The sequence below is a fragment of the Hyunsoonleella sp. 2307UL5-6 genome, from assembly GCF_047345485.1.
Lineage (GTDB): Bacteria > Bacteroidota > Bacteroidia > Flavobacteriales > Flavobacteriaceae > Jejuia.
In genome coordinates this window covers 113,648-140,377 of record NZ_JBLFEN010000006.1, presented here as the reverse complement: position 1 = coordinate 140,377, position 26,730 = coordinate 113,648, and the positions used below count along the sequence as shown (strand labels likewise).

At 32.0% G+C, this 26,730-nt stretch carries 26 protein-coding genes and 1 tRNA gene; 14 read left to right on the top strand and 13 right to left on the bottom strand.

The features are described 5' to 3' along the window. Nucleotides 1-50: 50 nt before the first annotated feature. The 6 genes from kynU (at nt 51) to ACKGJY_RS12295 (ending at nt 5,768) form a co-directional block, all read left to right on the top strand. Nucleotides 51-1,322: a kynureninase gene (gene kynU / locus ACKGJY_RS12320; RefSeq protein ID WP_413974201.1), complete on the top strand. Its 1,272-nt coding sequence runs from the start codon at nt 51-53 to the stop codon at nt 1,320-1,322. Further along, on the top strand, nt 1,315-2,712 hold the full coding sequence (locus ACKGJY_RS12315) for an FAD-dependent oxidoreductase (RefSeq protein ID WP_413974200.1): 1,398 nt from the start codon (nt 1,315-1,317) through the stop codon (nt 2,710-2,712). The genes kynU and ACKGJY_RS12315 overlap by 8 nt, the downstream gene beginning before the upstream one ends. A 122-nt stretch (nt 2,713-2,834) precedes the next feature. Next, nucleotides 2,835-3,617 (top strand): SDR family oxidoreductase, encoded by a 783-nt coding sequence (locus ACKGJY_RS12310; protein ID WP_413974199.1) that lies wholly within the window; start codon nt 2,835-2,837, stop codon nt 3,615-3,617. Between the two features lie 158 nt (nt 3,618-3,775). After that, nucleotides 3,776-4,309 (top strand): 3-hydroxyanthranilate 3,4-dioxygenase, encoded by a 534-nt coding sequence (locus tag ACKGJY_RS12305; protein ID WP_413974198.1) that lies wholly within the window; start codon nt 3,776-3,778, stop codon nt 4,307-4,309. Between the two features lie 86 nt (nt 4,310-4,395). After that, on the top strand, nt 4,396-5,481 hold the full coding sequence (locus ACKGJY_RS12300; protein ID WP_413974197.1) for an amidohydrolase family protein: 1,086 nt from the start codon (nt 4,396-4,398) through the stop codon (nt 5,479-5,481). A 56-nt stretch (nt 5,482-5,537) separates the two neighbouring features. Next, nucleotides 5,538-5,768: a hypothetical protein gene (locus tag ACKGJY_RS12295; protein ID WP_413974196.1), complete on the top strand. Its 231-nt coding sequence runs from the start codon at nt 5,538-5,540 to the stop codon at nt 5,766-5,768. 131 nt (nt 5,769-5,899) lie between these two features. Here ACKGJY_RS12295 and ACKGJY_RS12290 read toward each other — a convergent pair whose 3' ends face one another. Further along, entirely contained in the window at nt 5,900-8,758 is a 2,859-nt protein-coding gene (locus tag ACKGJY_RS12290) for a M16 family metallopeptidase (protein WP_413974195.1), read from the bottom strand. 363 nt (nt 8,759-9,121) lie between these two features. Between ACKGJY_RS12290 and ACKGJY_RS12285 the strand changes: the two genes are divergently transcribed. Further along, entirely contained in the window at nt 9,122-9,772 is a 651-nt protein-coding gene (locus tag ACKGJY_RS12285; RefSeq protein ID WP_413974194.1) for an O-methyltransferase, read from the top strand. Here ACKGJY_RS12285 and ACKGJY_RS12280 read toward each other — a convergent pair. The 7 genes from ACKGJY_RS12280 to ACKGJY_RS12250 all read right to left on the bottom strand — a co-directional run bounded on the left by ACKGJY_RS12280 (nt 9,769) and on the right by ACKGJY_RS12250 (nt 18,000). Next, nucleotides 9,769-12,084, bottom strand: coding sequence for an ATP-binding protein (locus ACKGJY_RS12280; RefSeq protein WP_413974193.1), 2,316 nt, complete (start codon nt 12,082-12,084; stop codon nt 9,769-9,771). The two genes, ACKGJY_RS12285 and ACKGJY_RS12280, sit on opposite strands and share 4 nt — an antisense overlap. A gap of 134 nt (nt 12,085-12,218) precedes the next feature. Next, nucleotides 12,219-12,506 carry a twin-arginine translocase TatA/TatE family subunit gene (gene tatA / locus ACKGJY_RS12275; protein WP_413974192.1) on the bottom strand — a complete coding sequence of 96 codons (288 nt, stop codon included), beginning with the start codon at nt 12,504-12,506 and terminating at the stop codon, nt 12,219-12,221. A 78-nt stretch (nt 12,507-12,584) separates the two neighbouring features. Continuing rightward, nucleotides 12,585-14,888: a M1 family metallopeptidase gene (locus ACKGJY_RS12270; RefSeq protein ID WP_413974191.1), complete on the bottom strand. Its 2,304-nt coding sequence runs from the start codon at nt 14,886-14,888 to the stop codon at nt 12,585-12,587. 109 nt (nt 14,889-14,997) lie between these two features. Beyond that, a complete protein-coding gene (locus ACKGJY_RS12265) occupies nt 14,998-15,501 on the bottom strand; it encodes a DUF6702 family protein (RefSeq protein WP_413974190.1) in 504 nt (167 codons plus the stop codon). Between the two features lie 62 nt (nt 15,502-15,563). Then, the gene (locus ACKGJY_RS12260; RefSeq protein ID WP_413974189.1) at nt 15,564-16,280 is read right to left on the bottom strand and encodes a hypothetical protein; all 717 of its coding nucleotides are present in this window, start codon (nt 16,278-16,280) and stop codon (nt 15,564-15,566) included. Nucleotides 16,281-16,317: 37 nt separating this feature from the next. Continuing rightward, complete coding sequence (locus tag ACKGJY_RS12255; protein ID WP_413974188.1) at nt 16,318-17,106, bottom strand: hypothetical protein; 789 nt, start codon at nt 17,104-17,106, stop codon at nt 16,318-16,320. Nucleotides 17,107-17,196: 90 nt separating this feature from the next. Beyond that, nucleotides 17,197-18,000: a carboxypeptidase-like regulatory domain-containing protein gene (locus ACKGJY_RS12250; RefSeq protein WP_413974187.1), complete on the bottom strand. Its 804-nt coding sequence runs from the start codon at nt 17,998-18,000 to the stop codon at nt 17,197-17,199. Between the two features lie 150 nt (nt 18,001-18,150). Here ACKGJY_RS12250 and pepE point away from each other — a divergent pair, with 150 nt between their 5' ends. Then, the gene (gene pepE, locus ACKGJY_RS12245) at nt 18,151-18,858 is read left to right on the top strand and encodes a dipeptidase PepE (protein WP_413974186.1); all 708 of its coding nucleotides are present in this window, start codon (nt 18,151-18,153) and stop codon (nt 18,856-18,858) included. 177 nt (nt 18,859-19,035) lie between these two features. On the opposite strand, the gene ACKGJY_RS12240 is transcribed toward pepE, so the two are convergent. Both ACKGJY_RS12240 and ACKGJY_RS12235 read right to left on the bottom strand, forming a co-directional pair. Further along, nucleotides 19,036-19,108: transfer RNA gene (locus tag ACKGJY_RS12240), tRNA-Gly, on the bottom strand. A 48-nt stretch (nt 19,109-19,156) separates the two neighbouring features. Continuing rightward, complete coding sequence (locus tag ACKGJY_RS12235) at nt 19,157-19,582, bottom strand: GNAT family N-acetyltransferase (protein WP_413974185.1); 426 nt, start codon at nt 19,580-19,582, stop codon at nt 19,157-19,159. Between the two features lie 78 nt (nt 19,583-19,660). Here ACKGJY_RS12235 and ACKGJY_RS12230 point away from each other — a divergent pair, with 78 nt between their 5' ends. Both ACKGJY_RS12230 and ACKGJY_RS12225 read left to right on the top strand, forming a co-directional pair. Then, nucleotides 19,661-20,113 (top strand): GNAT family N-acetyltransferase, encoded by a 453-nt coding sequence (locus ACKGJY_RS12230; RefSeq protein WP_413974184.1) that lies wholly within the window; start codon nt 19,661-19,663, stop codon nt 20,111-20,113. A gap of 89 nt (nt 20,114-20,202) precedes the next feature. Further along, nucleotides 20,203-20,970 carry a M48 family metalloprotease gene (locus ACKGJY_RS12225; RefSeq protein WP_413974183.1) on the top strand — a complete coding sequence of 256 codons (768 nt, stop codon included), beginning with the start codon at nt 20,203-20,205 and terminating at the stop codon, nt 20,968-20,970. Nucleotides 20,971-21,035: 65 nt separating this feature from the next. Here ACKGJY_RS12225 and ACKGJY_RS12220 read toward each other — a convergent pair whose 3' ends face one another. After that, nucleotides 21,036-21,431 (bottom strand): ankyrin repeat domain-containing protein, encoded by a 396-nt coding sequence (locus ACKGJY_RS12220; RefSeq protein ID WP_413974182.1) that lies wholly within the window; start codon nt 21,429-21,431, stop codon nt 21,036-21,038. Nucleotides 21,432-21,672: 241 nt separating this feature from the next. Between ACKGJY_RS12220 and gpmI the strand changes: the two genes are divergently transcribed. The 4 genes from gpmI to ACKGJY_RS12200 are packed head-to-tail and all read left to right on the top strand — an operon-like array spanning nt 21,673 to nt 25,240. Next, entirely contained in the window at nt 21,673-23,190 is a 1,518-nt protein-coding gene (gene gpmI / locus ACKGJY_RS12215; RefSeq protein WP_413974181.1) for a 2,3-bisphosphoglycerate-independent phosphoglycerate mutase, read from the top strand. Nucleotides 23,191-23,239: 49 nt separating this feature from the next. Next, nucleotides 23,240-23,653 carry a BT0820 family HAD-type phosphatase gene (locus ACKGJY_RS12210; RefSeq protein WP_413974180.1) on the top strand — a complete coding sequence of 138 codons (414 nt, stop codon included), beginning with the start codon at nt 23,240-23,242 and terminating at the stop codon, nt 23,651-23,653. Next, nucleotides 23,650-24,468: a type I methionyl aminopeptidase gene (map, locus tag ACKGJY_RS12205; protein ID WP_413974179.1), complete on the top strand. Its 819-nt coding sequence runs from the start codon at nt 23,650-23,652 to the stop codon at nt 24,466-24,468. Before ACKGJY_RS12210 ends, map begins: the two co-directional genes overlap by 4 nt. Before the next feature lie 7 nt (nt 24,469-24,475). Beyond that, on the top strand, nt 24,476-25,240 hold the full coding sequence (locus ACKGJY_RS12200; RefSeq protein WP_413974178.1) for a class I SAM-dependent methyltransferase: 765 nt from the start codon (nt 24,476-24,478) through the stop codon (nt 25,238-25,240). A gap of 107 nt (nt 25,241-25,347) precedes the next feature. Here the strand turns inward: ACKGJY_RS12200 and ACKGJY_RS12195 are convergent, their stop codons facing one another. Together ACKGJY_RS12195 and ACKGJY_RS12190 are read right to left on the bottom strand one after the other, a co-directional pair. Then, nucleotides 25,348-26,301, bottom strand: a complete 954-nt coding sequence (locus tag ACKGJY_RS12195; RefSeq protein WP_413974177.1) for an FAD:protein FMN transferase — start codon at nt 26,299-26,301, stop codon at nt 25,348-25,350. A 42-nt stretch (nt 26,302-26,343) separates the two neighbouring features. Further along, on the bottom strand, nt 26,344-26,721 hold the full coding sequence (locus ACKGJY_RS12190) for a Na(+)-translocating NADH-quinone reductase subunit F (RefSeq protein ID WP_413974176.1): 378 nt from the start codon (nt 26,719-26,721) through the stop codon (nt 26,344-26,346). Between the last annotated feature and the right edge of the window lie 9 nt (nt 26,722-26,730).

The window sequence follows — 26,730 nt, the reverse complement described above, 5'->3', positions numbered from 1 at the left end:
TCTTAAGCTTATATTGCTTATTTTTGTTTTAAACCCAAAACAAAAACATAGTGTTAAATTATAAATCAGGTTTAGATTATGCTTTAAAACAAGACCAAAACGATCCCTTAAAAGTGTTTCGTCATCAATTTCATATTCCAAAAGACAAACATGGAAATGCTTTGATTTATATGACAGGCAACTCACTTGGTTTACAACCTAAACAAACAAAAACTTATGTAAATCAAGAATTAGAAGATTGGGCTAATTTCGGTGTTGAAGGGCATTTTGAAGCTAAAAATCCGTGGTTAAACTATCATGAGTTTTTAACACAAACCATGGCAAATGTAGTTGGCGCAAAACCTATAGAGGTGGTTGTAATGAATACGCTAACCGCTAACCTTCATTTTATGATGGCATCTTTTTATAAACCTACAAAAAGTAGATATAAAATTTTAATTGAAAGTGATGCATTTCCTTCAGATAAATACGCAGTAGAATCGCAATTGCGCCATCATGGTTATAATGACAAGGAAGGCTTAATACTCTGGAAACCGCCAAAAGATAAAACGCTTTTATATTACGAAGATTTAGAAACCATTTTGCAACAAGAAGGTGATACTATTGCTTTAATTATGATTGGTGGTGTAAATTATTATACGGGTCAGTTTTTAAACCTTAAGCGCATTACTAAATTAGGGCATGAATACGGATGTGTGGTTGGTTTTGATTGTGCCCATGGCGCAGGAAATGTAGAGTTAAATTTACACGACTCTGGAGCAGATTTTGCAGCTTGGTGTACCTATAAATATTTAAACGCTGGCCCAGGAAGTTTAGCGGGCTGTTTTGTACACGAACGGCATGCGTACAACAAAGATTTAAACCGTTTTACTGGCTGGTGGAGCCATAATAAAGCTACACGTTTTAATATGCGTGGTGAGTTTGATATGCTACCAGGTGCAGAAGGTTGGCAACTAAGTAACCCGCCTATTTTATCCATGGCTGCTATAAAAGCATCTTTAGATGTATTTGCTGAAGTTGGTATAGGTGCTTTAACTAAAAAATCTAAAAAGTTAACGGGGTATTTTGAGTTTTTACTGAAAGATTTAGGTGAAGATAGTATTAGAATTATAACACCTAGTAGTCCTGAAGAGCGCGGATGTCAACTTTCTATACAAGTAAAACAAGCCGATAAATCATTACATCATAAATTAACAAAAGCAGGAATTATTAGTGATTGGCGTGAACCAGACGTGATACGTTGTGCACCGGTACCACTCTACAACTCGTTTGAAGATGTGTACCGATTGGTTGATACATTGAAATCTATTTTGAATGGATAAAAAACAAAACATACTAATTATAGGTGCAGGTCTTTGTGGTAGCCTTCTAGCATTACGATTAGCACAAAGAGGTTACAATGTGTCGGTTTACGAAATGCGTCCAGATTTACGAGAAGTAGATATTAGTGCTGGCCGCTCAATAAATCTTGCATTTTCTGATCGTGGTAATAAAGCTATAAAACTAGTAGGATTAGAACAAAAAGTAAAAGCGCTTTGTATCCCCATGCATGGACGAATGATACATGATGCTGAGGGTAATACATTCCAATCTAATTACAGCGGTAGAGACTATGAATACATTAACTCTATTTCTCGTGGAGATTTAAATGCGTTGCTCTTAAACGAGGCTGAAAAGCACAAAAACGTTACTTTATATTTTAATAAAAAGTGCAAGTCAGTTGATTTTGAAAACACTACTGCACTTTTTAAAGACTACCACTCTAAAGAGGAGTTTGTAGTAAATGCAGATGTAATAATAGCTACTGATGGCGCGGGTTCTGCAATGCGTAAAAGTTATTACTTAGGTAAAAAATTCTTATTTAGTTTTTCTCAAAACTATTTAACTCATGGCTATAAAGAGCTTACTATTTTACCTAAAAACAATGGTAACTATAAAATACATAAAAACGCATTACATATTTGGCCTAGGGGCAGTTTTATGTTAATAGCATTACCCAATTTAGATGGTAGTTTTACCGTAACATTATTTTTAAGTTATAAAGAGGGTAAATACAATTTTAACAACTTAACAGATAAAGACACTGTTTTAAAGTTTTTTAAAACTGAATTCCCAGATGCTTTGGCTGTAATGCCCAATTTGCTAGATGATTTTTTTGCAAATCCAACAGCGCCTCTAGGTACTATAAAATGTGCGCCATGGTATTACAAAGGCAACACTTTATTAATGGGAGACGCAGCACACGCTATTGTACCGTTTTATGGCCAAGGGATGAATGCATCTTTTGAAGACGTTGTAGAATTCGATACAGTTTTAGATAATAACTTAGAGAGTTGGGAAGCCACTTTTATAGCCTATGAAAATACGCGTAAACAAGATACAGATGCTATAGCTGATTTAGCTATTGATAATTTTCATGAAATGAAAGATCATGTAGCGAATCCTATTTTTAAAGAAAAGCGTAAAATAGAAATGGCTTTAGAAAAAGCATTTCCAAATCAGTACTTTTCAAAATATAGTTTGGTTACTTTTAATGAAGCTATTGGTTATCAAGAAGCTATGGTAAAAGGGCGCGCGCAAGACAAAGCTATATTGAATATGCTTGCTAGTGGTGATATTTCACCCAATGATGAGATGACTATTATCTTAGAAAAAGTAAAAATAGAAACTAAGGCTATCTTGGAAGATGATAGAATTACTAGATTAAAATAAAAAGTTTCCCTAACGCTTCCAAACGAAGAAAATTAGAGAAGCTATAACAACAAATAACTAAATTCTTATATTACCCGATTAAGAATTCCTCCCCCTATCGAGAGGTTATAAGGGCTTCAGTTATGGATTTAAACCTAAACAATAAAAATGCCTTAGTTTGCGGTAGTACCCAAGGTATTGGTAAAGCTACTGCTATTGCATTAGCGCAAGAAGGTGTAAATGTAACCTTGGTTGCAAGAAACGAAGATAAATTAAAAGCCGTTTTAGCAGAATTACCTCAACATAGAAACCATAGTTATATCGTGGCAGATTTTTTAAAACCTAGAGAATTACAGGAGCAGGTTGTAAAGTACATAGAAAGAAATCATGGTTTTCATATTTTAGTAAATAATACTGGTGGACCAGCTAGTGGAGAAATTATTAATGCTAGTTTAGAGGCTTTTGAGAACGCTTTTACTATGCATGTAAAATGCAATCATCTTTTGGCACAGGCCACTATACCGTTTATGAAAGCCGAAGGTTTTGGACGTATTTTAAATATAATTTCTACATCGGTAAAAGAGCCTATACCAAGACTTGGTGTAAGCAACACCATTAGGGGAGCTGTAGGTAATTGGAGTAAAACATTATCTATTGAAGTAGCCGAGTTTGGTATAACTGTAAACAATATATTACCTGGTTTTACAGATACTGAACGACTTACTGAAATTATTAAAATTAAAGCAACACTAGAACAAAGATCTATTAATGAGATGGCAGAAATAATGAAACATTACACGCCTGCAAAACGTTTTGCACAACCAGAAGAAACAGCAAATGCAGTTGTTTTTTTAGCTAGTGAAGCTGCCGGATATATTAATGGAATTAATCTACCCGTTGATGGCGGAAGAACCAAATCTTTATAATTATTTAGTTAGACGAAATTATCATAGAATTTATGGTATTTGTATATTTATAACGAATTCGCGTTAAGGATAGAAGCGGCATCCTTTTTTGCTTTTTCTGCAAAAAAGATATAGCGGATAGCCTGACCCTTGTGGTAACGCCAAAAATACTAATAACCATGAGTAGCTTAACATCTCCTATAAATTTTAAGGCTTGGATTGAAGAAAACAGACATTTATTAAAACCACCTGTTGGTAATAAAGTGGTTTGGAAAGACGCCGATTTTATAGTAATGGTAGTTGGCGGCCCTAATAACAGAAAGGATTACCACTATAACGAAACGCCAGAGTTTTTTTACCAAGTAGAAGGCGATATTATTTTAAAAATTATAGATAAAGGCACGCCAAAAGATGTGCATATTAGGGAAGGTGATATTTATTTATTGCCGCCTAAAGTGCCACATTCGCCACAACGAGGCCCCAATACTGTTGGGTTGGTTATTGAATATAGACGACCGAAAGGCACTAAAGATGCCCTACTTTGGTTTTGTGAAAATTGTGTAACAAAACTTTATGAAGAAGATTTTACGTTAGATAATATTGAAACGGATATGCCTAAAATTTTTGATGCATATTATGGCGATAAAACTAAACGTAGTTGCCCTAATTGTGATGCAATTATGCAACCACCTAAAAAAGTAAAAGTAGATTAAGCTGAATTTTTTATTGAAAAACAGTGATTTAATAAACTTTAAAATACATTTAAAACACAGATTCTTACTTTAGTAGGAATAACAAAATGGAAAAACGTAAACTTAGAATTAACGGTCACTCACACTTATTACCTTACCCCGAAGAGATTCCTGAATTTATGCGAGAAAAGGGAATTTTTTGGGTAGATAAAGACCGAAAATTTATGCTACAAAAGGGTTGGAAACGCCCTGTTACAGACTCTAGTTTTTTTTTAAATGAGAAATTAGAATGGATGGAACGTAATAAGTTAGACCATGCGGTTGTTTTAAATTTATCGCAACTTTATGGCAACGGATTGCGTGTTGAAGAAATGAAAAAAGCATTACGTTTTCAAAATGATTTTAATGCACGTATACAGCACGATTACCCTAGTAAATTTACTTGTGGTTTTGTGGTACACCCTGGTTTTATAAGAAGTGCGTGTTGGGAAATAGAACGTTGTGTAGAAACGCATGGTATGCGATTATTATGCTTACCTACACACTATATGGATACCATTGGTACGTGGCGTTGTATTTTTGATGAAGAAAATGAACCACTTTTTGAGCTTGCTGATAGATACAATTTAGCTGTTGAAGTGCACCCCTATGATGGTGAGAAATTTATTAATCTTGAAAATACTTCATGGCGATTTCACTTAATTTGGATGCTAGCTCAATGTGCTGATGCATATCACTTTTTAACCTTAAATGGCTACCAAGAAAAATTTCCAAATATGCGTACTTGTTTTGCTCATGGCGGACAACTTGCACAAATTAATTTAGGACGTCGTATACAAGGTTTTGATGGTAGGCCAGATTTGTTTGAAGGCAAGCACCACCCAAGAAAAGCTGTAGGCCATAAAAATATTTTCTTTGATACTTTGGTGCATGATACTGGTGGTTTAGATTTACTAATTAGAAATCATGGCGCTAAACAGGTTTTAATGGGGCTAGACGACCCTTATCCTCTAGGAGAAATGGAAAGTGAACCGCAATCATCTTACCCAGGGAAATTATTAGATTTAGCTATTCAACGTGAAATTATTACCGAAAATGAATATGACGACATTTGGGAAAACAATGTATTACAATGGCTATTTGGGGATGATAACGATGGAAAACAAAAATTGATCACCAAAATTCTTTCATAACTACTTATAACGTTTACTTTTTACATATATTTAATTTTTTTAAACATACTTTTATTATGAGAAAAATAGGATCTTACATGGTATTTTTTGGCCTTTTTGCGATTGTTTTAAATTTTATAGATAGAGTACCAACTTTATTAATGTGGATTTATAGTTGGGGAGATACTACTGCTTGGATTATTAAAATTGGATTAATTGTTGTAGGTGCGCTACTATTTTTTATGGGCGGAAAAACAGAAGATATTGAAACAGAAAAACCTTCTGGAGAGGATACCACTACCCCATAAGTTATTATAAAATAACCAAATATATTATTTAGGTGCAGTTTAAATATATTTAACTATCTACTTTTTTATCTATGTGGGTTTAAAACGTGTGTAGTGTATTTTGGTGATAATATTTTACAGCGTTTGCTGTATCAGTTTTGGGCTGTCTTTTCATTAGTAGCTTCTGGTAATAACTTTGCAATAATACTAGGCGCTCCAATATATTTATTAGCAATTTTTTTAATGAATTTTGGGCTAATTTCAGATAGCTTCTCCCCATAACCACTCATATCTGTAAACTGTTGCTTTCTATATTTTTTATTGTACATATAATTAAACCAAAACGAGTTGTTCTCCATAGCTTTCTTTCGGTTTAAAATCCAGTTTTTCTTAACACCAGCTACTTCTTTTTTTGTTGGTCCTTCTTTAAGAAATGATTTTAAAACGTCCAAGCTTTCTTTTTCGAGTACATCAATATTGTCTGGTGAACAATTAAAACTTATATCTGCCACAAATCTTTTATAGGGCTTGCTAAGATGTTTTAAATTTGCTTTAACAGTATATACACCTCCTTTTTCTTCTCTTATTTGATTTCGTAATCTAGACTTGAAAATCTGCCCAAATATTTTAAGGGCATCTACTTCTTTACGGTTACTTTTTGCCTCCGTAATAAAAGTCATTAATAGTGTTGCTTTATCTTCTAATCCTTTATGTACAACTATTTCTTCTGCCTCTGGAATATTTTTATAAGGTGATAACACATAATCTTCTCGCTCGTTAGTACTTGGTAATGATGCCAAATACACCTCTGCATAATGTTTTAAAATATCTTCATCAAAATCACCTATAAAGAAAAAATTAAAGTCTCCCGTATTTTTAAATCGTTCTGTGTATTTATTATAAACTTGCGTGTAAGGTACAGAATCCAGCAAACGCTCTAAATTGTCATTCGCATTCATGTTTATATATCTAGGGTTTCCTTTTTGGGTCACTTTACTAATTTCTGAATAAAATAGATTAGACGGACTTAATTTTCTATTTTTAGTAGATGCTTTTATTTTATCTATAATTGATAGGTACATTTCTTCGTCTTTATTAATGCTAGTAAAATTTAGGTAAATGAGCTTAAATAGAGTTTCTAAATCTTTTGCTCTTGCTGAGCCTTTTAAACCTTCATGATATGTAGACACATAAGATGACACTCTCACTTTTTTTCCAGCTAGTACCTTTGGCAATTCATAGCTTTTGTAACCACCAATACCAGTAACCGTAGCAATTGGCATTAATTGGCCAACAGCAATATAATCTTCATCAGACAGTAAAGAATTGCCCCCAAAACTAAACGCTTTAAATCTAACCGACTCTTTATCAAAATCCGTTTTCTTATAAAAAACTTTAGCGCCGTTACTTAATATTAACTCTTTTATATTGTAAAGATGGTTTTCTTCGGACACAATACTCCCTTTAGGTTTTAAATCTTTAATTAGCTGGTTATCTAGCGCTTTAGGAATATACTTTGTTATTTTTTCGTTGAGTTCTGCTTGGGTAATTGTATTTAAAAAATCGTCTTTAGTTGGCAGTACTAAATCTTCTTTTTCTGGGGCAGTCAGTACTAAAACTCTGTTATCCTTATGATAGTAAAAATCAAACATTGATTTTACATCGTTTACAGTAATTTTAGGTATAATAGTTTTATAAAAATTATACTTCCAATCTTTTGAGTAAAGTACCCAATCGTTTTTAAACTCTTGCTCTAAAAGGTTTAAATACGTTGATGAGTACCAATCGTCCTTATTTTCTAAGAACGTTTCATTGCTAGCTAGCATATTTTTTTTCACTTGGTTTAGTTCTTCTTCAGTAAAGCCAAAACGTTTTATGCGCTCTAACTCAATCACCATCGCTTTTAAAGCCGTTAGAATTCCTTCTTCGCTAGAGGATGAACTTATAGAAAACTTTCCGTGGTATTTACTTAAAGTACCTCTTAATCCAGCACCTGCACCAATAAATGGAGGTTTGGCACTGTTAGACAACTCTACTAACCTTTTATTTAACATAGAAACCATCATACCTTTAATAAAACTTTCTTTTTGATGTTTCATTAATGCTTTGTCTCGCTTTATTGGAGTAATATTTATAAAATCTAAAGACATTGATGTGGTTGTTTTTTCTGGGTCAGTAACCACTATCACTCGAGTTTGTTTATGATAAGGCACACTATCATAAGCAAACAATGGTTTTTCGTTTTTAGGATTAATTAATTTAGAGAAGTGCTTTTTTATTTTAGCCTCTGCATAACTAGGGTCTATATCTCCAGCTACAATTATGCCCATTAAATTAGGCCGATACCATTCTTTATAAAAACGGCGTATATGGTGTGTCTCAAAATTTTTAATATTAACAAGTTTTTCATCAGAAAAATATCTTAGTTGAGGCATACCCTCATACATCATTTTTGCAACCTGTGTACCTACTCTATTGCCACTTCCTAACCTTGCTCTAAACTCTTCTAAAACTACTGGTCTTTCATCTGCAATAGCGCCATCTTTTAAGCTTATGTTATGTGCCCAATCTTCTAAAATTTGAAATGCTTTGTTAACTTTTTTTAAATCAGAGCTTGGTATTTTTAATTTATAAACCGTTTCTTCAAAACCAGTATGTGCATTTAAATCTGCACCAAAAGTCATACCTATACTCTCAAGATACTTTACTAGTTTATCCTTTTTAAAATTCTTGGTACCATTAAAGCCCATATGCTCTAATAAATGCGCTAAACCTTGTTGATTATCGTCTTCTTGCAGATGCCCCACTTTAACCACTAATCGAATATTTACAACATCCTTTGGCCTGTTATTTTCTTTAATGTAATATTTAAGACCGTTGGATAATTCTCCTCGAATTGCGGTTGTATCTCTAGGCACCTCACTGTTTAAATCGTAAGTTACCGTATTATTTTCTTGAGAAAACACTAATGTTGATACGCATAATAGTAAAACATTAAAAAAGTATTTCATACTAGGAATTGGTTATTTTAATTTATGGTTACAAGTTAGTATTTGTTTTGTAAAAAAAGTTACATGTTTATCGATTTATTATATATTCTAAATCTGAAATAACGAGAGGTAATTCCCATTATTTTAAATTTAATTATAACTGTGTTTGTATTAAATACTAAATTAGGTCAACTACAATCAAAGAAAACTTAATTTTATTTTTACGAAACAAATTTCTGACGAACTGCATGTAGCTTAATTAAAATACATTTTGATTTAGAAAGAGCTTCAAACTTCATTCATAAAAAAACAATATTTTTGTATTTTAATTTGTGTTTAAAGACCTGTTTGGTTTTTAAACACCCCACACGTCTTGATAACCATATGCATTTTATACCAGAAGAATTAGACGATTATGTTGTAGCACATTCTGAGAATGAACCAGAATTATTACAACAACTTACCAGAGAAACCTACCAAAAAATATTACAACCACGCATGTTAAGTGGCCACTATCAGGGTAGAGTTTTAAGTATAATATCTAAATTGGTAAACCCGAAAAACATACTAGAAATTGGTACTTATACAGGCTATTCTGCTTTATGTTTAGCTGAAGGTATGCAAGCAAATGGCGAATTACATACTATTGATGTAAATGAGGAATTGGTAGATTTTCAGCGGAAGTATTTTGATAAATCTGAAAATGGCGATAAAATTATTCAGCATTTAGGTAATGCTTTAGATGTTATTCCAAAGCTTGATAAAATTTTTGATTTGGTATTTATTGATGCGGATAAAGAAAATTATGCTAATTATTTTGAAGTAGTAATTGACAAACTTAACCAGGGAGGTATTATACTATCTGATAATGTACTTTGGAGTGGCAAAATCTTAAATACTACATTTAAAAAAGAAGATACTGCTACACCTGCTTTACTTAACTATAATAAATTGCTTAAAGAGGATACACGTGTAGAAACAGTTATGTTACCTATTCGTGATGGGCTAACAATTAGTAGAAAAGTAACAAATTAAGATGCAATTGTTAACGTTACGTTATCGTCGTTATTATTATCATTTTCTGTTTCTAACTCTATAGCCTTAGCATTTTGAATATTTTGAGAAATGGTTTGATAGAACTCATAATTATCAAACGGTTTTATGATTATATCTGAAAACCCAATAATTTTACAATTATCCTTAATATCATCAATATCTGCAGCTGTTAGAGCTATAATTGGTGTTATTTTATCAAACTCCCTTATTGCTTTTGTTGCATCATTACCATTCATTACTGGCATGTTAATATCCATTAAAACCAAATCATAATCGTTATTTCTCATTTCTTCTAAAGCACGTTTTCCATTCTCTACTATTGTACACGAATAATTATGCTTTTTAAGTAAACTTTTAGTAACAACTTGATTAATTTTATTATCCTCTGCCACTAAAATTTTATAAGTATTATTATTAGTATTTGTAGGTTTCTGAGATGTAGGCTTACTACCAATAACTGCTGAACTACGCTTTGTTTTATCAATATCAAATTCTAACTCAAAACTTACGCTGGTACCAATACCAACCTTACTTTCTAAGTGAATATCACCTCCAAAAAGTTTGACTAAATTTTTAGCAATAGAAAGTCCTAGACCTGTACCTTGGTAACTTAAATTACTATCCTCAACTTGAATAAATTTGTTAAATATCGTATCCTGCTTGTCTTGTGGAATACCAATACCGTTATCTTGAACTGTAAATCTTAAACCAACTTTTTTGTCCTCTAAACTTAACAAATTAACTTTTAAGTGAATTGTACCATTTGTAGTAAACTTTACACTGTTGCCTATAAGATTTATTAATACTTGAGACAACCTAATTTTATCACAGATAACATAATCTGGCACATAATTATCAATTGATACTTTTATCTTATTATTACTTTCTATTAACCTGTAATTAAATGAATTAATAATACCATCTAAAGTATCTTTTAAATTAACAGATACTTTTTTAAGTTCTACTTTATTAGCTTCTATTTTGCCTACTTGTAAAATATCGTTTACCAAATTCAACAGGTAATCGCCAGAATATTTTAAAGACGTAACATGTTTTTTCACAGTTGGATTTAACGTATTATTCTCAAGTAATAGTGACGTTAAACCAACTACACCATATAATGGTGTTCTCAACTCATGGGATACATTTGATATAAACTTACTTTTTAATTCTGAAGACTTTACAGCCTCTAATCTAGCGCTTTCTAATTCTTTATTTTTCTTGGTTAAAACATTAGTAAGTTTCTTTTTAGAAACTAAACCTAAATAAACAGAAATTAAACAAATAGCTAGAAGTATAGAAGTTATTATAACAACGATGTTTATATTTCTAATATTTTCTGCTTCTAATTCTTGGTGTAATTGTTGTGCTTTTGCTATTTGTGCTTCATTTTTGTATTCTTCTAATTGAAGTTTAGATTTTGTAATAACTTCATTATTACTTTTAGTTAAGCTTAAAAGATTATCCTTAAATTCATTATGTAACAATAAAGCAGCATAGGCTTTATCTTTATTTTCTATTTGAGAAAAAGAAACAGATAATTGCTTATATACTTTACTTAATATCATATTTACCGTGTAAACATCTGGATAATCGCTCTTGTTAAGGTATACAACAGCTTGATTAAGCTTTTGAATTGCCGTATTATACAACCCTTTCTCTACGTAATATATACCGAAAAGATAACTAGAGTAACCTCTATAATAATACGATCTTTCATCAGTTTCCTTAGTAGTCTTTTTATCTATTTTTAATAAGTTTATTAATGCCTTATCTAAATCTCCTATACTTAAATAAAGTTCACTCAATGTTATTCTAATATCTAATAACACAGCATTACACTCAACATTATTAGGTGTTTCTTTTTGACATTTAGCGATATATTTTAATCCTTTTTCAAGACTAAGTATAGCCTTAGCAGGTAAGTTTTTTTTCTTTTTTATTTTCCCTAAATTAAGGTAAGCTTGGGCAGTTAAAATATCCTCAACTACTTTTTTAGATTCATTAAGCATAATATGATAGCTTTGTTCAGCCTGATCAATATCTTCCATGAATGTGTAGATTTTACCTAAATTGTAGTTTGATATAGCTATACCATAACAATCATCAATAGAATCTGATAGTTTTTTGGCGCTGTTAAATAATTTAAAAGACTCGATTACATTTTCATCCTTAAGATAGGATTTAGCCTTAGAATTTAGACTATCTATTTTATAGATAACGTCTCTTTCGGTTTGCCCGTAGGTATAAAAAAAGCACAACAACAAAAATGATAATAGGTTGGTTTTCATAATGTTTGTAATAGATTTGGGATTGTAAAACTAATACAAGTGTGAAGTGAGCTATTAAAAAAATCGATAAAAAACACAAATTGTGTGACGATTGAACGAATAACGCTAAAACACCATAAAATACGCCAATTTAATTACAGTTTTCTTTTTACTGAACCTGTAAAATCTTCTAAATCGTCTTTAATCTTATCTATTTCCTTTTTCACGTCTTTTGTGATACTGGTATCAATACCACTATTATCGGCTGTTTTAGTGATTTCGTATTTTATTTCGTTAGTAGCGTCTTTAAGAGTTCGCATGCCTTTACCTAAGCCACGGGCAATTTCTGGCAATTTATCTGCTCCAAAAACTAATATGGCAATAAATAGTATAACAGCTATTTCTGCGCCACTAATAAATAAATATGTGGAATAGTGTATCACAATACAAATATAGTGAGTTGTTTTGAGAGCATAAAAAAAGCCGATTATAAAATCGGCTTTTTTTATGCTCTCATTAGCTTATCCTTTTATCTTTTGTTTAAAGTTCTCAAACTCACCGTCTTTTTCTTTTTTAGGCCAAGAATTATTAGAGGTATCTATATCAGCAGTTTCTAAGTTAGGGTCTATAGTTATATTGATAATTTCTTGATTACTAGTAATTACCTTACTCACTTCATTATCATTCAATCTCCAAATTTCAGCTGGATATTTTATCGTTTTTTTATTGCCATCAGCATAAGTATATTCTACAATAATAGGCATTACTAACCCACCAGGCTTTTCAAACGTAATATTATAAAAATACTTAGGTGCTGTTATGTTTTGACGTTCTGCTTCAGAGAAATTATCCATTAAATACTCTTTAACGGTCTTAACTTCTGCTGGGTTTTGATTTTTCATAGACTTTTTAAAATCTTCACTTCCTTCTTCTACCATATATACTAATGGTCTTAACTGCTTTTTCTTTATACCACGCTCTTTCATCACATCTTTCATATAAGCATTAGGTTCAGCAGATACATAATATTTTTTAACATCTTTAATTCCTATATCCACCCAATCAGTAGTGTAAAACCATCCTCTCCAGAACCAATCTAAATCGAATGCAGATGCATCTTCCATAGTTCTAAAGAAATCTTCTGGCGTTGGGTGTTTAAACATCCATCTATTTGAGTATTCCTTAAAGGCATAATCAAATAAGTCGCGTCCCATCACAGCTTCTCTTAAAATATTTAAAGCTGTAGCAGGTTTACCGTAAGCATTATTCCCAAATTGATATGTGTTTATACCTTTGGTCATAATTGGTGCAATATAGCTCTGATCTCCACTCATGTAAGGCACAATTTTTTTAGCTGGTCCTCGTCTATGCGGAAACTCAGTGTCCCCTTCGGCTAATGCTTTTGGATAAGCTTCGGCAAAATCAATTTGGGCTACATACTGTAAAAAACTATTTAATCCTTCGTCCATCCAAGTCCATTGGCGCTCATCACTATTTACAATCATAGGAAAAAAGTTATGCCCTACCTCATGAATGATAACACCCATCATACCATAACGTACTCTAGCGCTGTAAGTACCATCTTCTTTTGGTCGTCCATAATTCCAGCAAATCATTGGGTATTCCATACCTTGATTTTTTGCATGAACTGAAATAGCCTTGTGATAAGGATAATCAAATGTCATTCTAGAATATGTTTTTAATGTACTTGCTACTGCTTTAGTAGACCAGTCTTCCCAAAGTGGATTACCTTCTTTAGGATACATTGATACTGCCATTACATCTTTATCACCTACTTTAACCGCCATCATATCCCATATAAACCTACGAGATGTTGCAAAACCAAAGTCGCGTACATTTTCTGCTTTAAGCTTCCATGTTTTAGTTTCATTAGAAAAGCCTTTTGCTGCAGCTTCAGCTTCAGCTTGGGTAACAATTAACACAGGCTCATCATATGACTTTTTTGCTTGTTCATAGCGCTGCATCATGGTTTTAGTAAACACTTCTTTTCTATTAGTGAGCACTCCTGTACCATCTAAAATATGGTCTGCAGGTACTGTAATATTTACCTCATAATCTCCAAAAGTTAGTGCAAACTCGTCTCGTCCCCAAAATTGAGAATTTTGCCAGCCTTCTACATCACTATATACAGCCATTCTTGGAAAAAACTGCGCTATTACATACGCTTTATTACCATCATCTGGAAAAAGTTCGTAACCAGAACGTCCTCGTTTTTTAACATGATCGTTAATATTATACCACCATTTTATAGAAAACGAAAACGTATCACCAGTAGCCATTGGTTTTGGCAATTCAACACGCATCATGGTTTGGTTAATCATGTAAGATAAAGGCGTACCATTTGTATGTGTTACTGCTTCAATATTAAAACCACCATCAAAAGTTTCTGATATATAATTTTCAGTAAATTGACTTGGATACAAAACTGGTTCTATTTTTTCAGTTTCTATTAAAGGTGATTTAGAATTTTTAGCACGCTTATTTTGATCAAGCTGAACCCATAAGTATTTTAAAACGTCAGGAGCGTTATTTGTGTAAGTTATAGTTTCAAATCCTGATAGTTTTGAGTTTTTATCATCTAAAACAATATCCATTTTATAGTCTGCCTGCTGTTGATAATACGCATGTCCTGGAGCACCTGATGCTGCCCTATATACATTTGGTGTAGAAAACTCATCATACAGTTGCTTAAACTTATTTGTATTTGTGTGACCTTTTTTAGGAGCAGATTCCTCTTGCGCCTGAGCATAAATACCCGATGACACAAAAACAACAGATAGAAAATAATACAGAAGATGTTTCATTGTAAAGCTTATAATTTTTTAGAAAAAATGTTAATTGCGCTAACAGATTTAATCATTTAACGCTCAATACTCACAAAAATAAGATTTTACTACAGTAAAAAACTTTAATTTAATTAAAATTTAACACTGCGTTATCTTTTTGTTTAGTAAGTACATAACTCTTCTTTTTAGAGTTAATATTTAGTTTTATAATATTTTGCTGTTCTTCAAACAAATCGAATAATATCTCATTTGTTATTTCTATTTTACTGATGTGTTTTATATTTTCAATTTCTAGGTAACATTTTACAATACCCATATCAATCTCTTTACCTAAAAATCTTAATTTTACGGTTTTATCATCAATTTTAATATTAAGTTTTTCGCCTAAATACTTTTCTAAATAATCATCTATTGCAGTAGCGTTTTCGTTATCAAAGGTTAAACTTTCATCGTAACGCTCTTTAAGTACATTTTCTAAATCGTCTATAAATATTCGCGTTATAATTTGAACTGATTTAACGTCCTTAACATACTCAATTTGAGTGTTACTAATATAGTATTTATGCAATGTACTGAAGGAAGAGCCTATAAATACAATAATTATTAAAAGAAAAAAATTAAATGATTTCATAACACATAAATTAATGATGGCTAATGTAGTTATTTTGAAGTTTTCAAAAAGCATTCCAAAATTTAATCTTCCTCTTGTTGGTTAGTTTTATATTGTTTTAGCTTTTGTTTTAAAAACTCAAAAATATCTAAATCTGGTGTGCCGTTACATTTTTTATAGAAGTTTTCATCCATTTCGCAGAAATAGAAAAAGTCCATTCTAAATTCTTCGTCAAGCTTGTATATGCTAAACAAACTCTCTGAGAATTCTTCTTTAATTTTAGTAATTAACACATCATTACGCTCATGAGCTACACGCTTTTTAAGCATCTTAGTACGTCCAGTTATTGCGTTAATTATTGGATTTAATGGTATACCACCACCCGTGGTAGCTTCATTTAAGCGTCTCTCACTTTGGGTTGCTAGTTTACCTTTGTATCCGGGTATGCCAACATTATAAAAATTAACTGGCGCTTCTTCATCTATGTCGCTTATATCTGCATTTAAATCTCCTGAAAGCACTTTACCCAAAGTAACTTGTTTTAAAGTGTTTATTTTTTCAATTAAAACAACTCTAATACTTTTTGAACGCATTATTTCTTTTGAAACTACAATAGATTTTAATTGATGTTGTACCGATGAAAAACTTAAAGTATCATTTAAATTTACGGGTATTACAAACCCACCTAATGTATTAGTAATTGTGAATTTGTGTGCTGTTTTGTTGATAACGTGAATGTTTTCTACATCAGCGCTACTTTTAACTACACCAGTAATCTCTAAAGATTGTGCTTTTGCCATAGTACAACAAAGCAAAATAATCCAAAGAACATAAAATTTATTTCTTCTCATCACTTTTATTAAATACTCCGCTTTTATTCATTAAAAATTCCACCAATAAAAATTCATTTTCTTTCTCTAATAATGAAAGCTTAAAGCCTTCTTTTTCTACAAACAACAAAAAATCATCTACTTTATCAATTGGAATATTAAACGCGTTGCTAATCTCTGTTTTAGTATAAACTTCTAATAAAAATTTTTCCTTAACTCTTTTTCTATCCTGTAATACTCCAGATTTAAAAGACAAATCTACCTTAAGTACAGACTCTAAAACCTTCACAATATCTGGCTGATAAAATCTGGTATTAGAATTTAACGTCTGTTTATAATGATCTGAGGTTGATTGCTTTTCTAAAGCTAAGTTATCTAAAGACAAAGATTGCATATCTACTTCGTCAAGATGTAAAGATGACGGCCTCACCACTGTAATGGTATTCATATCTGTGGCTAAATTACCAGTAAGACCATTGGTTAATGTAATTTTATCTAGCTCATTTATTTGCGCATCTAAAGTCACCAACACCTTTTTAGAATTCAATATCTCTTCTGAAATAATAATTACTTTAGATTCGTATTGTACCGATGAAAAACTTAAAGTATCATTTAAATTTACGGGTATTACAAACCCACCTGATGTATTAGTAATCGTAAATTTTTGTGCTGTTTTGTTGATGACGTGAATGTTTTCTACATCACCACTACTTTCAACTATACCAGTAATCTCAACAGATTGAGAGGTACTAAGTTGCACAAAAAACAGACTTATAAAAAAAAGTTTTAATTTCAAGAAAGACAAATTGTTTAAGAACTCAATTACGGAAGTAAAGTCTTAAACAAAATTAAAAATGCCTGTAAAGTTTTGTTAAATAATGGAATTCTATTGCTTGTTCATGCTTAAAAATTGGATACTTTTTTGATTTAAAAGCTCTAAAAACTCCAATTCTCTTCCGTAGTTTAATAGAGAAAAGTCAAAATCACCACTTTCTACATACGCTATAAAATCCTCTACCCTATGTTTAGGAATTTTAAAATTATCTACTAAAAATTCTGAAGCAAAGTAATATTTTATGGCTTTGGTTGGTACCTCTGGCATATCTTTAGGCTTCTTCTCTTTGGCTTCTGATCTAAAAATTGGCAGTAATAACTGGTCTACAACATTTACGATATTAAGGCCGTTGTACAACCTATTACGCTGAATGTCATCACCAATATTAGTAACTTCAGTTTTATAATCGGTTTCAAAACTATACTCACTACTGTGTTTTACACCAAAATAAAGTGCATCTAACTTAGGGTTAAATGTTTTTGAACCATCAATATCGGTCGCCAAATCTCCTGTCAACCCTTTTGTTTTAACAATAATTTCGTCTAATTTATTTATCTCTTCAATCAAAAATATTTTCATACTCTTAGAAGCGATAATAGCATTATTAACCTTAAAACTTAAATTTTGAAATTGTAATGCGCTTACTTGTATAATATCATTTTCGGTAACAGCAATAGAAAACTCACCATTAGCATTTGTAATTGTACCTTTATTTGCAGAAGCATTAAAAACTGTAATACCAGATATATCACTATGCTCCACCACTACTTTTCCTTTAATATCTATTCTATTAATAGTTTGAGCACTTAAACTTGTAATTGCAAAAAGTGCAAATACGCATAACATCTTTTTCATAGGTTGATTTTTTTTCAAAAGTATTACTATTATTCAATTGAGCAATCTTTTCTTTTTACTAAAAATACGACTTAAAACTGGTTTTCTAATAGATACAATTCTTAATATTTGTTAAAAAATTAATTAGCTTTATACCTTATAATATTCAATATGAAAAAAATGATTATTGCAAGTACGTCTACCACTCATGGTAGTGGGTATTTAGAGTATATTTTAGATGAATTATCTGTACTATTTAAAAATATTAAAACTATAATTTTTGTGCCTTATGCGAGACCAAGTGGGATATCGCATAACGATTACACTAAAATTGCTAGTGCTGCATTTGCAAAAATTGGTAAAAACATTGTTGGACTTCACACGTTTGAAAACCCCCAAATAGCTATTGAAAAAGCAGACGGTATTTTTACTGGTGGTGGTAATACGTTTGTTTTATTAAGCCAACTTTATAAACATAATTTAATGGTGCCTTTAAAAAAAGCTATTAATACTGGTACGCCTTATTTAGGCACAAGTGCTGGTAGTAATATTTGCGGTTTAACTATAAAAACCACAAATGATATGCCAATAATGTACCCACCGAGTTTTAATGCCTTGGGGTTGTTACCTTTTAATATAAATCCGCATTATCTAGATGCAGATGCAAATAGCAAACATATGGGCGAAACACGCGAGACTAGAATTAAGGAGTTTCATTATCACAATACGCCACCTGTTGTTGGTTTACGAGAAGGTAGCTGGTTGTTGGTTGAAAATGAAGCTATTACTTTAAAGGGAGCGCTTTCTGCTAGAATTTTTGAATACAACAAACCGCCTTATGAACTACCTACAGGTACGTTTCTTAATGATTTAAATTGATAACCTGTGATATGGGTTTAAAAACTAACTTATGCGGATGGGTGCGCTAGGGATTGAAACGGCATCCTTTTGTGAGGCACGAGGAAAAGATATAGTGTAAAGCCCGACCCTTGTGGTAGCGCCAAAAATATTTAATCAAAAAAAAAGACCTCATCCGTTTTTGATGAAGCCTTTTTGAGCGGGAGACCAGGTTCGAACTGGCGACATTCAGCTTGGAAGGCTGACGCTCTACCAACTGAGCTACTCCCGCATTAGCGGCGACAAATATATGTAAACTCTGCATTATAAAACAAAAAAATTATAATTTCTTTAAAAAGTGGTAGCCCAGAATTTCAAACCCCTCGTTATAATAAAATTTATGTGACGGATAATTGGCAACATAGGTATTTAACTCTACAGTGTTGCATGCTTTGGTTTTTACGTAATTATAAATCCACTTAAAAAATTGTTTACCCAAACCTTTGCCTCTATGGTTTTCTTCTATATAAACATGGTCTACCTCTACCGTTTTTCCTGCATAATGTCTTGTACAAAACCATAAACCGCATACGCCTATAATAGTATTGTTGTTGCATATTACAGCACACTCATAATTTTGTTCTGCCATTTCTAAAAACCGGATGTTTAGTATAGCTTTTGGCACATTAAAATCATTTAATGCTTCAACCAAGGGTACAACTTTTAGTATCTCTGTTTTATTAAGAATTTTAAAATTATAGTCCATTTGCATTTTTTAAAGTGAAGATACATAAATTGGTTACAATTAATTTTATATGTTTGAAAGTGACATATAACGCCTAAAATGAAGACTCCAGCACATTTTACAACACAACAAATAACTGCACAAGAAACTTACCCTGTAAGACACGCTGTTTTAAGAACAGGAAAACCCATAGAAACTTGTGCTTTTAATGGTGATGATTTAACGACCACTATTCATTTAGGATTATTTCGTGAAAAGGCTATAGTTGGTGTTTTATCTTTTATGAAAACGAATAACGATGTATTTACAAGTACACAGCAATACCAACTGAGAGGAATGGCTATTGATAAGTTGTATCAAGGAAAGGGCTTGGGAAACCTATTACTAAATGCTGGAGAACAAATATTAAAAGCTAAAAATGTAGATTTAATTTGGTGTAACGCAAGACGTATTGCTACTAATTTTTATAACCGTAATGGGTATAAAACTGTTGGAGATGCTTTTGAAATTCCTGAGATAGGGCTACACTACATAATGTATAAAAATTTATAACAAGAGTTTACGTGATATTTTGATACTTATTGAGTAGAAAAAAACATATAAACCAAATTTTGTAATTTAATACCCTAAAACCATCTAAAATGAGAGGAAAAAATTTTAAAATAAGGTTACTTATTGGTGCAGCCATTGCTATATTTTTTGTTTTAAAACGTTGCAGCCAGCGTGAAGAAAATCAATATACCGGTAGAATGCAGACCATATCTATGAGCGCTGATAAAGAGATTGCTATTGGCATACAAAACGCCCCACAAATGGCACAACAGCATGGTGGTTTGCATCCTGACACTAAGTTACAGGCTTTGGTTGATAATGTTGGCAATAAACTTGTAAATAGCAGTGTTGCTAGAGAAACACCTTATGAATATGAGTTTCATTTACTAAGTGACCCTAGAACTATTAATGCTTTTGCTTTACCTGGAGGGCAAATTTTTATTACTTATGCTTTAATGGAAAAACTCCAGAATGAAGACCAACTAGCAGGCGTTTTAGGTCATGAAATAGGACATGTTTTAGGAAGACATAGTGCAGAACGCATTGCAGAAAGCGAGTACTGGCAAGGGTTAGCAACCGCAGGTTCTGTTGGTGCAGACATGGGCGGTTTAGTTGGTGGTATTGGTCAGCAAAAACTATTAACTAACGGACGTGATGATGAATTAGAAAGTGATGAATTAGGCGTTAAATTTATGATTAGAGCAGGTTATAACCCAGAAGAAATGATTGGTGTTATGAAGATATTAAAAGATGCTGCAGGTCCAAACCGTGTTCCTGAGTTTAAAAGCACGCATCCAGATCCTGATAATAGGATAGAAAAAATACAAGAAGCTATAGAAAAATATAGGGGTTTATAAAATAATAAAGCCCTCTTACAAGGGCTTTATAGAGTGACTAACTCAAAATAATTAATAGCTTATAATTATTTTTTCTTTTTTGCTAAAGCGCTATTTAAAACCTTTTCTGCATCTACGGCTTTATGCAACTTAGCATACTTAATAGCTGTCATGCCTTTTGTAGATTTCACTTTAAGCTTAGCACCTTTAGCAATTAATAATTTTAAAATGTCGCAGCGATTAAATTTTGCTGCATACATTGCTGGCGTCATTCCATTAGACTTTTCGTTTACATTTGCACCCAACTCTATGAGTTTTTTTACTGTAACTATATCGCCTTTAGCTATAGAAACACAAAATGGACTCACCTTACTAATAGACTGAGTATTGTAAGTTTTTGTTGGTTCGAATGAAGTTTTAGCATTTATACTAACAATTGAAAAGCATAATGCGATTGCGGAAATAATGATTGTTTTTTTCATGATGAAAGATTTAATTTATGATTTGTTTTTTGATTACACTTAAGAGACGATAAAAAAATAAGTTTGTTACATTAAAAACTATTATTTACCATTTTTTAACGTTTTTTATGATTATTTAGCTTGGATAATAAACTTCAAATTACTGAATTAACACCTCTAAAGCCTATTAGTTTTTAAGTAACATTCGCGTCTCTAGTACCTTAAAATCCTTATATTTGTTTACAAAATCAAACCAATAAAAATGAACAAAAAAACCATCCTTATGATACTTGATGGTTGGGGGAAATCACCTGACCCAAAAGTTTCTGCAATAGATAATGCAAACACACCATTTATTGATAGTTTATACACAAATTACCCAAGCGCATCCCTTAGAACTGATGGTTTACATGTAGGCTTGCCTGAGGGCCAAATGGGAAACAGCGAAGTAGGCCATATGAATCTTGGTGCCGGTAGAATTGTATATCAAGATTTAGTTAAAGTAAATTTAGCTGTTGAAAATAAAACCATAAACAAAGAACAGGTTTTAGTAGATGCTTTCAACTATGCAAAATCTAACACTAAAGACGTACATTTTTTAGGATTATTAAGTGATGGTGGTGTACATTCGCATATCAACCATATTAAGGGTTTAATTGATGCTGCAGAAGATGCAGGTGTTAAAAATTCTTATGTTCATGGTTTTACTGATGGACGCGATGTAGACCCAAAATCTGGTGCTAGTTTTGTAGAGCAACTTCAATCTCACATACAAAACACCAACACTAAAATAGCTACTATTTCTGGACGTTATTATGCCATGGATAGAGATAAACGCTGGGAACGTATAAAATTAGTGTATGATGCATTAGTTCATACTAAAGGAGAAACATCTAAAGATATTGTAGCTTCAATTAAAACTAATTATGCAAATGATATTACAGATGAATTTATTAAACCAATTATTGCTGTTGATGACAACAACATACCTTTAACGAAAATAAAAGAAGGAGATGTTATAATTTTCTTCAACTTTAGAACCGATAGAGGTCGTGAGTTAACAGAGGTTTTATCGCAAAAAAGCTTCCCTGAATACGATATGAAACCATTAGATTTACATTATGTTACACTTACCAACTACAATGATGAGTACAAAAATATTAATGTAATTTTTAATAAAGATAACTTAAGCGAAACCCTAGGTGAGGTTTTGGAAAAGCACAATAAAAAACAAATACGCATTGCTGAGACTGAAAAATACCCACATGTAACGTTTTTCTTTTCCGGTGGTAGAGAAGAACCTTTTGAAGGCGAACAACGCATTTTGAGAAATTCTCCTAAAGTTGCTACCTACGACTTAAAACCAGAAATGAGTGCTTTTGAATTAAAAGATGCGCTTATTCCTGAATTACAAAAAGGCGATGTAGATTTTGTATGTTTAAATTTTGCAAATGGTGATATGGTGGGGCATACAGGTGTAATGGAGGCTGCTATTAAAGCTTGTGAAGCTGTAGATACATGTGTGAAAGAAGTAGTAACCATGGCTTTACAAAATGATTACACTACGCTATTAATTGCAGATCATGGCAATTGCGAAACCATGATAAATCCTGATGGGTCTCCTAATACGGCACATACTACAAATCCTGTACCTTTAATTTTAATTGATAATGATTTAAAAACAATAAAAGATGGTATTTTAGGCGATGTAGCACCTACCATTTTAAAGCTTATTGGTGTTGAGCAACCTACTGCAATGACGCAACATCCATTGGTTTAAGCAAATAACTAAAAATAATTACCTTTGCAACAATAAATCCCTAAGTTGAATGAATTTTACTGATACACTACTAATAGCCGTTGATTTTGATGGCACCATTGTAGAAGACGCTTACCCAAGAATTGGTAAGCCACAAATGTTTGCTTTTGAAACTTTAAAGAAGTTACAAGAAGAAGGGCATCGGCTAATTTTATGGACTTACAGGTGCGGAGACAGATTAGACGAAGCCATTAAATTTTGTGAAGATAATGGCATTAAATTTTATGCCGTAAACAGAAGTTTCCCTGAAGAGCAGTATACCGACGATATTAGTAGAAAAATAAATGCTGATTTATTTATTGATGATAGAAACGTTGGCGGTTTTTACGGTTGGGGAGAAATATATCAACTACTTACCGAAAGTGATGCAAAACCTTTAGTATATAAAAAGAAAAAAGGGTTTTTAGATTTTTTTAAAAAATGATTAAAACAAAAACTAGAGAAGAAATAGAACTTATGCGCGAAAGTGCATTAATAGTTTCTAAAACATTAGGTGAAATTGCTAAAGTTATTAAACCTGGTGTTACTACTTTACAACTAGATAAAATTGCAGAAGAATGTATTAGAGATCAAGGTGCTATACCAGGATTTTTAGGTTTATACGATTTTCCAAATACGCTATGTATGAGTCCAAACTCTCAAGTAGTACATGGTATTCCTAATAACAACCCCTTGGTTGAAGGTGATATTATCTCTATAGACTGTGGCGCACTTAAAAACGGATTTTATGGCGATCATGCCTACACATTTCCTGTTGGAGAAATAACTCCTGAGGTAGAAAAACTACTAAAAACCACTAAAGAATCTCTATATGTTGGCATAAGAGAATTTAAATTAAATAATCGTGTTGGTGATGTTGGTTATGCAATTCAACACCATTGTGAAGCCCAAGGATATGGTGTAGTAAGAGAATTAGTAGGTCATGGTTTAGGTAAAAAAATGCATGAAGCTCCAGAAATGCCAAATTATGGACGTAGAGGACGCGGTAAAAAATTTATTGAAGGTATGGTTGTGGCTATTGAGCCTATGATTAATATGGGGACACAACGAATAAAACAGCACAGTGATGGTTGGACAATAACTACTTTAGATAATTTACCATCGGCTCATTTTGAACATGATGTAGCGCTATTGGACGGTAAACCAGAACTACTCTCAACATTTGCATATATTTATGAGGCTTTAGGTATTACATCTGATGAAGAAATTGAATTTAGACAAGAGGCTTTAATGCTTTAAGTTTCTTATGAAGAAACTCTTCAAATTAACTCTAAATCTAGTCCCCAGACCCCTACTAATTAGGTTAAGCTATATTGTACGCCCAATTTTAGTATTCTTTTTAAAAGGAAATAAATTCACAGACCCCATAGATGGCAAGAGTTTTAGAACCTTTTTACCTTATGGTTATGGCACGCAGCGTAGCAATGTATTATCGCCTTCCACTCTGTCTTTAGAACGTCATAGATTATTATGGCTTTACTTGAAAAATGAAACTGATTTTTTCTCATCAAACAAAAAGGTACTACATTTTGCTCCAGAACAATGTTTTTTAAAACGATTTAGAAAACTAGATAATCTGGATTATACCACCACAGATTTAGTATCACCTATTGCTGATGTAAAAGCCGATATTTGCAACCTACCGTTTGAAGATAATAGTTATGATATCATCCTTTGCAACCACGTGTTAGAGCATATTCCAGATGACACTAAAGCAATGCAAGAATTATACAGAGTTATGAAACCTGGTGGTTATGGTGTTTTTCAAATTCCGCAAGATTTAAATCGGGACGTTACTTTTGAGGATAATACTATTACTGACAAAAAAGAACGTGCTAAAATATTTGGACAATACGACCATGTGCGTATTTACGGTATTGATTATTTTGATATGCTTCGAGACGTAGGTTTTAAGGTTACCGAAGTTGACTATACAGCTATGCTTTCCGCGGATGTGATAAAAAAATATTGTTTGGCAAAAGGTGAAATCATTCCTGTAGTTTATAAATAAAAAAAGTTGCTTTAATATAATATTAGAGCAACTTCTTTATAATTAAATGATCAATAGCTATTTATAAGACACTTTTTTTATCGATAAGTCACAATTATCTTTATCATCTATTCTGGAAAGCCATTTAATGTTAAAGTTTCTAACTCATTATTATCATTTTCAAAAATCAAAAAAGCTTTAAGTTTTATGTTGTTTTCTAAAAAGGGTTTAACGCCATCAAGTCCCATAGCCTGAAAAGCAGTAGCATACCCATCGGCAGTCATACAATCTTCAGCTATTACAGACACACTTAAAATATTTGTCTTTGTAGGATAGCCAGTTTTTGTATTAATAATATGCGCATACTTATTACCATCTTCATCAACTTTAAATTTTCGATAAGTCCCTGATGTTGCCATAGCTTCATCTTTCAAACTTATAGCTTTAAAAACCGATTGATCTCCATCAAATCTTGGCTCATCTAAACCTACGCGCCATGGTTTATCTTTTTCTTTGTTTTTACCCTTAACACGAATTTCACCCCCAATTTCTATTAAATAATTACTAATATTTTTATTCTCTAAAAATTGAGCAATAACATCAACACCGTAGCCTTTAGCTATAGCATTAAATTCTAAATATGCATTTGGTTGTTTTACTATCTTTTTATCTATCAACGTCACTTTATTAAACCCGACTGATGTCATCAAATTTTCAATTGTAACACTATCTGTAATAAATTTATTCTTATTTGCTCCAAAATTCCAAGCATTGACCACATCACCTATAGTGGGATCAAAAAAACCATTTGTCCTTTTAAAAATTTCTTTTGATTTTAAAAATACATTTTCAAAGTGTTTGTCAATTACTACATCTTCATTTCTATTTATTTTTGAAATATCAGAGTCAGAAATATATGTAGATAATGATGTGTTAATTACAGCAAATAAGCTGTCAAATTGATTTGTATAATCTACTTCAGAACTATAAATAGCCTTGTACGATGTACCAAAAACCACCCCTGATAACTTTATATTTTCAAGTTCTTTTGTACTTTGTTTTTGTTCTGTCTTACATGACATAACAAAAGTGAAGATCGAAACGTAATAGAAAAATCTTTTCATTTAATTTAAATTTGAATCTATATATTGGATTCCGTTGTACTCAATTAAATAGTCTTCATTTAAATATAACGGTAAATCCTCTCCATTGGGGTTACCTAAACCAACTCCAGCATACAAGACTTTAGCCTCTTTCTCAAAAGCATGTTTTTTAAAAGATTCCATCCAAACAATATCGTAATTATTAGGGTTTTCTGGTAAAACAACTGCACGAACTACCACAAAAAAATACTGACTGTTTTTATCTATACAAACAAACTGTGGGTGCTTTTTCAACTTACTATTTATAGCAACAAACTCAAAACCGCGTTGCTCTAAATCTTCTCCAACATGGTTCATTGCAAGGTTATGTAATTCTTGTTTAGAAAGTGGTTTACTCATATTGCAAAA